Annotated in this window: 11 protein-coding genes and 2 tRNA genes; all 13 read left to right on the top strand. The window is 42.5% G+C overall.

The window, feature by feature from the left end:
* Positions 1-577: 577 nt before the first annotated feature.
* The 13 genes from cydA (at position 578) to PSF16_RS14945 (ending at position 10,097) form a co-directional block, all read left to right on the top strand.
* The gene (gene cydA, locus PSF16_RS14885) at positions 578-2,146 is read left to right on the top strand and encodes a cytochrome ubiquinol oxidase subunit I (protein WP_006660447.1); all 1,569 of its coding nucleotides are present in this window, start codon (positions 578-580) and stop codon (positions 2,144-2,146) included.
* Between the two features lie 14 nt (positions 2,147-2,160).
* Positions 2,161-3,300, top strand: coding sequence for a cytochrome d ubiquinol oxidase subunit II (gene cydB / locus PSF16_RS14890; protein ID WP_006660446.1), 1,140 nt, complete (start codon positions 2,161-2,163; stop codon positions 3,298-3,300).
* A 12-nt stretch (positions 3,301-3,312) separates the two neighbouring features.
* Positions 3,313-3,435 carry a cytochrome bd-I oxidase subunit CydX gene (gene cydX / locus PSF16_RS14895; protein WP_006660445.1) on the top strand — a complete coding sequence of 41 codons (123 nt, stop codon included), beginning with the start codon at positions 3,313-3,315 and terminating at the stop codon, positions 3,433-3,435.
* 5 nt (positions 3,436-3,440) lie between these two features.
* Entirely contained in the window at positions 3,441-3,728 is a 288-nt protein-coding gene (gene ybgE, locus PSF16_RS14900; RefSeq protein WP_006660444.1) for a cyd operon protein YbgE, read from the top strand.
* 134 nt (positions 3,729-3,862) lie between these two features.
* On the top strand, positions 3,863-4,258 hold the full coding sequence (ybgC, locus tag PSF16_RS14905; RefSeq protein ID WP_006660443.1) for a tol-pal system-associated acyl-CoA thioesterase: 396 nt from the start codon (positions 3,863-3,865) through the stop codon (positions 4,256-4,258).
* Positions 4,255-4,938 (top strand): Tol-Pal system protein TolQ, encoded by a 684-nt coding sequence (gene tolQ, locus PSF16_RS14910; protein ID WP_006660442.1) that lies wholly within the window; start codon positions 4,255-4,257, stop codon positions 4,936-4,938. Before ybgC ends, tolQ begins: the two co-directional genes overlap by 4 nt.
* A 17-nt stretch (positions 4,939-4,955) precedes the next feature.
* Positions 4,956-5,378: a colicin uptake protein TolR gene (gene tolR, locus PSF16_RS14915; protein WP_272689547.1), complete on the top strand. Its 423-nt coding sequence runs from the start codon at positions 4,956-4,958 to the stop codon at positions 5,376-5,378.
* Positions 5,379-5,448: 70 nt separating this feature from the next.
* Positions 5,449-6,597 (top strand): cell envelope integrity protein TolA, encoded by a 1,149-nt coding sequence (tolA, locus tag PSF16_RS14920; protein WP_272689548.1) that lies wholly within the window; start codon positions 5,449-5,451, stop codon positions 6,595-6,597.
* 144 nt (positions 6,598-6,741) lie between these two features.
* Positions 6,742-8,034 (top strand): Tol-Pal system beta propeller repeat protein TolB, encoded by a 1,293-nt coding sequence (gene tolB / locus PSF16_RS14925; RefSeq protein WP_006660439.1) that lies wholly within the window; start codon positions 6,742-6,744, stop codon positions 8,032-8,034.
* A 43-nt stretch (positions 8,035-8,077) separates the two neighbouring features.
* On the top strand, positions 8,078-8,575 hold the full coding sequence (gene pal, locus PSF16_RS14930; RefSeq protein ID WP_006660438.1) for a peptidoglycan-associated lipoprotein Pal: 498 nt from the start codon (positions 8,078-8,080) through the stop codon (positions 8,573-8,575).
* 22 nt (positions 8,576-8,597) lie between these two features.
* Entirely contained in the window at positions 8,598-9,380 is a 783-nt protein-coding gene (cpoB, locus tag PSF16_RS14935; RefSeq protein ID WP_006660437.1) for a cell division protein CpoB, read from the top strand.
* A 395-nt stretch (positions 9,381-9,775) separates the two neighbouring features.
* A tRNA-Lys gene (locus PSF16_RS14940) sits at positions 9,776-9,851 on the top strand.
* Between the two features lie 170 nt (positions 9,852-10,021).
* Positions 10,022-10,097: transfer RNA gene (locus PSF16_RS14945), tRNA-Lys, on the top strand.
* The last annotated feature ends 227 nt before the right edge of the window (positions 10,098-10,324 follow it).

Below are 10,324 nucleotides of genomic sequence, written 5' to 3' on the forward strand. Positions count from 1 at the left end.
GATTTTTAAATTATTTTGATTAATGGAATATAAGGGATTTTCTACAGTAATTATCTTTATTAATAAATGAAGGAATAATTTAGAAATAGTCTACTATTATAAATGTATATTCTTTTTTAGATTGAAAAAACAAAAGTTACCATATTGTTTTAATCTTATTAAAAAAGTAAAAAAGTCCTTATCAATGAAAATAACAGGTAGTTAACAACTGGGTAACTATTATTGGAATAGGGACTCAATCAATTAACAAACTGGAAAAAATTGACATAAATCAATTTATTACCACTAGCTTTATTTGTTCAAATTGCTTAAATTGGTTCTCGATCAAATACTCATTTTTCTATTAAAGGGTATAATTATTGATATAACTTCAGAATTCAAATCTGAATCACGTAAAAGAAGTTTATTGTATGTGAAGATAGGCGTACTATTATTATGGTAGGTTTTTTCTTTTACTTTTGTTAATTATTTGTTGTTTTGAGGCATTTTTTGCTGGTAGTTAAGAGGCTTTTTCATTTAATACTGGAAGCCGGGTTGCCGCAAGTCGGTGTCTTCCTGCTAGGAGCAAGGAGTCAAGATGTTTGATATTGTCGAACTGTCACGATTACAGTTTGCCTTAACTGCGATGTATCACTTCCTATTCGTTCCATTAACGCTTGGTATGGCGTTTTTGCTTGCGATTATGGAGACGGTATATGTGCTGTCTGGTAAACAAATTTATAAAGATATGACTAAGTTCTGGGGTAAGTTATTTGGTATTAACTTCGCCCTAGGTGTTGCGACTGGTTTGACTATGGAGTTCCAATTCGGGACTAACTGGTCATACTACGCCCACTATGTTGGAGATATCTTCGGTGCGCCTCTGGCAATCGAAGGTTTGATGGCATTCTTCTTAGAATCTACCTTTGTTGGTTTATTCTTCTTCGGTTGGGATCGTTTAAGCAAAACTCAGCACCTTGCGGTGACTTGGTTAGTTGCTTTAGGTTCAAACTTCTCTGCACTGTGGATTCTGGTTGCGAACGGTTGGATGCAAAACCCTATCGCTGCTGACTTCAACTACGAAACAATGCGTATGGAAATGGTTAGCTTCTCTGAGCTAGTCCTGAACCCTGTTGCGCAAGTTAAATTCGTTCATACAGTTGCTGCTGGCTATTGTACTGGTGCTATGTTCGTTCTGGGTATCAGCGCTTACTATATGCTTAAAGGTCGTGACTTGGCATTTGCTAAGCGTTCTTTTGCAATTGCTGCAAGCTTTGGTATGGCTTCTGTTCTGTCTGTTATCGTTCTTGGTGATGAATCAGGCTACGAAATGGGCGACGTACAGAAAACGAAGCTGGCCGCAGTTGAAGCAGAGTGGGAAACCCATGCGCCTCCAGCTGCATTTAACCTAATTGCATTCCCAAGTAATGAGAAACAAGAGAACACGTTCTCTATCTCTATTCCATGGGCGATGGGTATCATTGCAACACGTTCGATCGACACTCCAGTGTTAGGTCTGAAAGATCTGATGAAGCAACACGAAGTCCGTATCCGTAACGGTATGGTTTCGTATGGTCAATTACAACAGCTGTTAGCTGGTGATAAGAGTCCAGAATTACGTGCTGCATTCGAAGCAAGTAAAAAAGACCTCGGTTATGGTCTTCTGCTAAAACAATACACACCAAATGTTGTTGATGCGACAGAAGAACAGATTCAGAAAGCGGTTAAAGACAGCATTCCTAATGTTGCGCCTCTGTTCTGGGCATTCCGTATCATGGTTGCAGTTGGCTTTGCGTTACTGTTAATCATCGGTTGGTCATTCCTGTCAGTCGTTCGTAACCGTATTGGTAAAAACAAACTGCTGCTTCGTCTGGCGCTGTTTGGTATTCCATTACCGTGGATTGCAATTGAATCAGGCTGGTTTGTGGCTGAGTATGGTCGTCAACCGTGGGCAATTGGTGAAGTGTTACCGGTTTCGGTTGCACACTCTAACTTAACCCCACAAGACTTGATCTTCTCTATGGCTCTGATCTGTGGTCTGTACACACTGTTCTTGATTGCCGAAATGTTCTTAATGTTCAAATTCGCTCGTAAAGGGCCTAGCAGCCTGAAAACCGGTCGTTATCATTTTGAACAGAAAAACAGTTCAGCACACGACGTTCAGTAAACAGGAGTCCACTTATGTTTGATTATGAAGTTCTTCGATTTGTGTGGTGGATCCTTATCGGCGTACTGCTGATCGGGTTTGCCGTCACGGATGGCTTTGACATGGGCGTAGGCTTCTTATTACCTATCTTAGGTAAAACGGATACTGAACGCCGAGTTATGATTAATGCTGTTGCACCGCACTGGGATGGTAACCAAGTTTGGTTAATCACTGCGGGTGGTGCAATGTTCGCTGCATGGCCACAAGTTTATGCTGCTGCATTCTCTGGTTTCTATGTTGCTATGATTTTGGTATTAGCTGCATTGTTCTTCCGTCCGGTTGGTTTCGACTACCGTTCTAAACTGGAGAACCCGAAATGGCGTAGCATGTGGGATTGGGGTCTGTTCATTGGTGGTTTCGTTCCACCATTAGTAATCGGTGTTGCGTTTGGTAACCTGTTACTGGGTGTCCCTCTGCAAATTGATAACCAACAGTATCTGACTTACACAGGTAATCTGTTTGGTCTGCTGAACCCATATGGTTTGTTAGCGGGTGTTGTCGGTTTGATGATGATTGTTACCCAAGGTGCAACTTATCTGCAAATGCGTACAACGGGTGAACTGCACTTACGTGTTCGTAAAGCAACGTATATCTGTGCATTCCTCACTCTAGCTGCTTTTGCTGGCGCTGGTGTATGGTTAGTGATGGGTATTGATGGTTATGTAGTGACTTCAACTATTGATACATTAAGCCCGTCTAACCCACTGAACAAAACTGTCGAAGTTGTTTCAGGTGCATGGTTAACTAACTTTAACACGTATCCAATCCTGTGGGCTCTTCCTGCTCTGGGTGTTGGGTTACCACTGTTAACGATGATTGCAACAAAAGCGGATAAAAATGGTTGGGCATTCTTGTTCTCATCATTGACTATCGCATGTATCATTCTGACATGTGGGGTTGCGATGTTCCCATTCATCATGCCATCAAGCATTATGCCAAATGCAAGCTTGACCATGTGGGATGCAACATCTAGCCTGTTCACTCTGCAAGTTATGACTGTTGTTGCTATCATTTTTGTTCCAATCGTTCTGGCTTACACCATCTGGTGTTACTACAAAATGTTTGGTCGTTTGGACAAAAATTTCATCGAAAGCAACAAGCATTCACTGTATTAAGGAGCATAACATATGTGGTATTTCGCCTGGATCCTCGGCACTCTGTTAGCTTGTAGTTTTGCAGTGATTGCAGCATTAGCACTTGAGCACTCTGAGAGCGCAAAAGAAGCTAAAACAGCTAAAGATGGTGAGTAAATAACATGCTGATGGATAAATCCTATCAGCTATTAGGAAAGGGCCCGATAAGGGCCCTTATCCTTATATTAGCTTTAGTAACCGCTGGCGCAGTGATGTGGGATCCTTCCCTGTTTGCAGCAAATACCAGTACATTTCCAATCTGGCAAGGTCTTCTCATGATATGGGCAACTTGCAGCGCCATCATTTTTGGGGTGGGTTTCCTCCCAAATAAATTGACGTGGCGACTCCTGTTCCACCCATTACCTGCAGCCATCATTCTTATCTGGGGACTTGTAAAAGTCTTTAGTTAATCTAAATTCAGATTGTGGGTCATGCGACCCGCAATTATTTTTGATATCTTTACCTGCAAAGTGATTCCAAAGCGGCACTGTCTTGCGTATAGTGGCACCGTTAATTAATTTAACCTAAGACGGAGTGGTTTTTTATGTTATTTCGCTGGCCCGTTCGTGTGTATTATGAAGATACTGATGCGGGCGGAGTTGTATATCATGCACGTTATCTGGCTTTTTTTGAGCGCGCAAGAACGGAAATGTTGCGGAATAAAGGTATCAACCAACAAAGTTTACTCGCTGAGAACCTTGGATTTGTTGTCCGTAATATGACAATCGATTTTGTTAAAGGGGCTCGGTTAGACGACCTGCTGGAAGTTGAAACAGAAATCGTTGAAATAAAACGTGCTTCTTTACTCTTTCAGCAAAGGTTAGTTGATTCGCAAGGTAACTTGCTTTGTGGGGCAACGGCCCTAATTGCTTGTGTGGACACATCTAAAATGAAGCCGAAAGCGCTTCCTAAGTCTATTGTCGCGGAGTTTAAACAGTGACTGACATGAATATCTTGGATTTATTCCTAAAAGCGAGCCTATTGGTTCAGATCATTATGTTCGTTTTGATCGGTTTTTCTATTGCATCTTGGGCGATTATTATTCAGAGAACCAAAATTTTAAATGCCGCAACGCGTGAAGCTGAAGCATTTGAAGATAAATTCTGGTCAGGTATCGAACTGTCCCGCTTATATAAAGAGAGCCAAGCTCGCCGTGATGCATTAGGTGGCGCAGAGCAAATTTTTTACTCTGGCTTCAAAGAATTTGTCCGCTTACATCAAGCTAATATTCATGCACCTGATGCCGTGGTTACAGGCGCATCACGTGCTATGCGTATTTCCATGAACCGTGAGTTGGAATCGGTTGAATCACATATCCCATTTTTAGGTACAGTAGGGTCAATTAGCCCTTATATTGGTTTATTTGGTACCGTTTGGGGGATTATGCATGCCTTTATCGCGTTAGGTGCAGTAAAACAAGCAACATTGCAGATGGTTGCTCCGGGTATCGCAGAGGCGCTGATTGCAACGGCAATCGGTCTATTTGCTGCAATTCCAGCTGTTATGGCGTACAACCGCTTAAACTTGCGTGTGAATAAACTTGAGCAAAGCTATGATAACTTTATGGAAGAATTCCTAGCTATCTTGCATCGCCAAGCATTCTCTGCTGATAAGAAATAAGACGGGGAGAACAGCGAATGGCGCGCAATAGTCACAAACGTGAGCTAAAATCCGAAATCAATATTGTTCCATTACTGGACGTACTGTTGGTGCTTTTGCTGATCTTTATGGCAACGGCACCCATTATTTCTCAAAGTGTGGAAGTTGACTTACCGGATGCAACAGATACTCAAACGGTCTCATCCAATGATAATCCACCCGTCATTTTAGAAGTGGCAGGTGTTGATCAGTATAATTTATTGGTCGATGGTGAGCGTATGGAGTTACTGCCTCCTGAACAAATTTCAGCCGTCGCAAAAGAACAGTTAGAGAAAAATCCTAAAACCATTTTCCTAATTGGTGGTGCGAAAGAAGTTCCTTATGATGAAGTCATTAAGGCGCTGAACATGTTGCATAGTGCAGGAATCAAATCTGTTGGTTTGATGACTCAACCAATTTAATGTGCTGACGCCATGTTGAAAGTGGCGCAGATATAGTTGAAAAGAATCGATTCTTTTTTTGGAAACCAGAGTGGGAAAGACAAAAGAGAAACAAGATGACTTAAAGCGCTCATTAATGATGTCGATTGGATTGCACATCTTATTGGTCGCTTTAATTGTTATAGGTTCTTTAGTGACTGTCGTCCAACTTGGCGGCGGCGGGGAAGAGGGAACGGTCATTGATGCAGTAATGGTCGATCCTGGTGCAGTCGTGGAGCAATATAATCAAGCTCAACAGCAGCAAAAAAGTTCCCAGCAGGTGGCTAAAGAGCGTAAAGAACAGCAACAAAAACAAGATGCTGAGCTAAGAGAAAAGCAAGAGCAGGAACAAAAGCGCCTGCAAAAGCTTGAAGAAGAGCGTATTCAGACTCAGAGAGAAACTGAACAGCAGAAAAAACAGGCTGAGGAACAGCAGAAACAAGCCTTAGACGCCGCGAAAAAAGCGAAGGAAGAGCAAAAAATAGCGGAAGAAGCCGCGGCACAAGCCAAAGCTGAGAAAGAGAAATTAATCAAAGAGCAAGCTGTAGCGAAAGAGAAAGCAGAGGCTCAAGCTAAAAAAGAAGCTGAGGCTGCTAAAGCTAAAGCTGAAAAAGAAGCTAAAGAAAAAGCAGAAGCTGACGCTAAAGCTAAAGCAGATAAAGAAGCGAAAGCCAAAGCGGATGCAGATGCTAAAGCTAAAGCTAAAGCTGAAAAAGAAGCTAAAGCTAAGGCTGATAAAGAATCCAAAGAAAAAGCAGATAAAGAAGCAAAAGCAAAAGCGGCTAAAGCAAAAGCTGAGGCTGCGAAGAGTGCATCATCCGTTGATGATTTACTGGGTGATTTGACTGCTTCGGGTCCGAGTAAGCAGGGTGGACAAACAGCAGCGGGTAGCGGTGGCGGTAAAAAGTCAGGCGCATCAAATGCTGATGTTGATAGCTATGCGGGGAAAATTAAAGCTGCAATCCAAAGTAAGTTCTATGATTCAGAAAGTTATCGTGGACGCACTTGTGAGCTGCAATTGAAACTGGCACCAGATGGATTATTGGTTAGCATTACACCGAAAAGTGGTTCAGCAAATGATCCCGCGCTATGTGAAGCGGCAATAAGAGCAGCGAAGCTTGCAACTATGCCGAAACCACCTAGCAGAGAGGTCTATGATACGTTTAATAAATCGGGTAGCACATTGGTATTTAAGCCTTGATTTTCAATAACTCAGAGCAGTCTGTATTGTAAATCTTTAGGCAATGTAATAAATAGTTTGTGTGCTATCTAGTTTTGTTAGTATACCTTTGTTAAAATTCAGCGAATTATTGCGGTGGTGAATATCGCAGTAAGGGAGATCAGGATGAAGCAGGCGTTTAAAATAGTTCTCGGGTTCTTAATGCTATGGGCTACTGTTGCTCAGGCAGAGATCCGTATTGAGATTACTGAAGGTGTTAACTCAGCTCAGCCAATCGGTGTTGTCCCATTTAAATGGGCTGGCGCAGGTGCTCCTCCACAAGAAGTGGGGGGAATTGTTGGTGCTGATTTACGCAATAGTGGTAAATTTAACCCTATTGATCCAAACCGCATGCCTCAGCAACCGGGTACAGCTTCAGAAGTTACTCCTGATGCTTGGACTGCGCTAGGTATTAACGCAGTGGTTGTTGGACAAGTTCAGCCAGCAGCAGATGGTAGCTATGTTGTTAGCTATCAGTTAGTGGATGTTGCCGCTAACCCTGGTGCGGTTTTAGCTCAAAACCAATTTAAAGTAACTAAAGATTGGTTACGCTATGCAGCACATACTGCAAGTGATGAAGTTTTTGAGAAATTGACAGGTATCCGCGGCGCTTTCCGTACGCGTATAGCTTACGTTGTGAAAACCAACGGTGGTCAATATCCATATGAATTACGAGTTTCTGACTATGACGGTTTTAACCAATTTACGGTTCACCGTTCGCCAGAACCTTTGATGTCGCCAGCTTGGTCACCAGATGGCCAAAAGATTGCGTACGTAACGTTTGAAAGTGGTAGTTCTGCGCTAGTTATTCAGACTTTATCTAGTGGAGCGGTTCGTCAGGTGGCATCTTTCCCACGCCATAATGGGGCACCTGCTTTCTCACCAGATGGGACTAAACTGGCATTTGCTCTGTCGAAGACAGGCAGCCTGAATTTATATGTGATGGACTTAGGTAGTGGTCAGATTCGTCAAGTAACAGATGGTCGCAGTAATAATACTGAGCCAAGCTGGATGCCGGATAGCCAAACTTTAGTTTATACCTCGGATCAGGCAGGACGTCCGCAAATTTATAAAATGAATATTAATGGTGGTAGTCCTGTTCGAGTGTCCTATGAAGGATCACAAAATCAGGATGCTGATGTAAGCCCGGATGGAACTTTCTTAGCGATGGTCAGCTCCGGGGGCGGTCAGCAACATATCGCCAAACAGGATCTGGCAACGGGTAACGTTGAATATTTAACGTCAACGTTTCTAGATGAAACGCCGAGTATCGCACCTAACGGCACTATGGTAATTTATAGCTCCTCTCAAGGCTTGGGGACTATATTGCAGCTAGTTTCGACCGACGGGCGTTTCAAAGCGCGTCTTCCGGCAACCGATGGACAGGTAAAATTCCCTGCCTGGTCGCCGTATCTGTGATGCATAATAATAATGTGTGGCAAAAATATTAAGGATCAAAACGATGCAACTGAACAAAGTGCTTAAAGGGCTGATGATCGCATTACCAATCATGGCAGTCGCAGCTTGTAGCTCTAACAAAAACAACGACCAAACTGGTGACGATTCTTCTATGAATCAAACTAACACTGGTCTGTCTGCGGAAGAGCTGGCACGTCAGCAAATGGAACAACTGCAACAAAACAACACAGTTTACTTTGGTTTCGATAAATACAATGTATCCCCAGAGTACGCTGAAATGTTAGATGCACACGCAGCATTCCTGCGTAGCAACCCATCTGTACGTGTTGTTGTTGAAGGTCATGCGGATGAGCGTGGTACTCCAGAATACAACATCGCACTGGGCGAGCGTCGTGCTAATGCAGTTAAAATGTATCTGCAAAGCAAAGGTGTTTCAGGTGACCAAGTTTCACTGGTTTCTTACGGTAAAGAAAAACCAGCTGTGTTAGGTCACACTGAAGCAGACTACGCGAAAAACCGTCGCGCAGTCATTGCATACTAATAGATAAGCGAAATTATCTATTATGAACAGTAACTTCAGACAATTACTAGTTGGTCTGTCGTTATTGGTTGGCGTAGCGGTCCCTTGGGCCGCTATTGCCCAAGCGCCAATCAACAATGTCGGATCGGGTTCTTCCGCAGACCGCCTCACTCAACTTGAGACCGCTGTTAGCTCTCAAGGTCAAATTATTTATCAAATCCAGCAGCAATTAGCCGATAACCAGCGTGATATCGATATGTTACGCGGGCAGATTCAAGAAAGTGAATACAAATTGAATCAAGTTGTTGAGCGCCAAAAAGATTTGTATATGCAGTTAGACAAAGCGAGTGGTGGTGATTCTTCAAACTCTTCAGATGCAACTGATACCAGTGCATCAAATGCGCAATCATCTTCTTCAGATACACCCGCAGCAAGTTCTGGCGGTAATGAAAAAGATGATTATAACGCAGCGGTTAAGCTGGCGATGGAAAGTAAATCCAAAGCACAGATTGACGAAGCGATCGGTGCATTGCAAGGGTTTATCAAAACATATCCGAAGTCAGGATATCAATCTAACGCCAACTATTGGTTGGGGCAGTTAAACTACAACAAAGGTAGCAAGGATGACGCCGCATTCTACTTTGCGACTGTAGTTAAGCAATATCCTAAGTCTCAAAAAAGCAGTGAAGCCCTATTTAAAGTGGGTCTGATCATGCAAGATAAGGGACAGAAAGATAAAGCGAAAGCTGTTTACCAACAGGTATTACAACAATACCCAAATAGTGCTGGTGCGAAACTTGCAGAGAAGAAGCTCAGTACACTGTAATTGATAACCCCGAAGCGATGTAGCCGAATATTTCGGGGTTATCCGTATGTTTAGTGTGCACTTAATCTTTTTTTTAAAAAAAATCGTTGCACCCTCGTCAGAAATCAGTAATATAAGCCGCCGTTGATACGAGAAAGCGCGGATTGAAAAATCCTAGTTATATCAGCAAGAATCAATTACACATTGATTCTAAAAACATTTAGATGGATCGTTAGCTCAGTAGGTAGAATCGTTAACTGTTAATAAGATGATTGCAGGTTTGACCCGAAGGGTAAAGAACCAAAAATAATGTTTTAAGATGGATCGTTAGCTCAGTAGGTAGAATCGTTAACTGTTAATAAGATGGTTGCAGGTTCGACCCGAAGGGCAAAGAACCAAAAATGATGTTTTAAGATGGGTCGTTAGCTCAGTTGGTAGAGCAGTTGACTTTTAATCAATTGGTCGCAGGTTCGAATCCTGCACGACCCACCATCTAAAAATAGTAAACAGTTCAAGTAGTTCAGATAGGGCGTTAGCTCAGTTGGTAGAATTGTTAACTGTTAATAAGATGGTTGCAGGTTCAACCCGTAGGGTGAGACCGAAGGTCGAAGAATTCTGTATGTTCTCGACATTATGTTAGTACAGAAAATCAAAAATTAGATGGGTCGTTAGCTCAGTTGGTAGAGCAGTTGACTTTTAATCAATTGGTCGCAGGTTCGAATCCTGCACGACCCACCATCTAAAAATAGTAAATAATTCAAGTATTTCAGATGGGTTGTTAGCTCAGTTGGTAGAATTGTTAACTGTTAATAAGATGGTTGCAGGTTCAACCCGTAGGGTGAGACCGAAGGTCGAAGAATCCTGTACGTTCTCGATATTATATTAGTACAGAAAATCAAAAATCAGATGGGTCGTTAGCTCAGTTGGTAGAGCAGTTGACTTTTAATCAATTGGTCGCAGGTTCG

The organism is Providencia sp. PROV033 (genome assembly GCF_028484855.1).
Lineage (GTDB): Bacteria > Pseudomonadota > Gammaproteobacteria > Enterobacterales > Enterobacteriaceae > Providencia > Providencia alcalifaciens.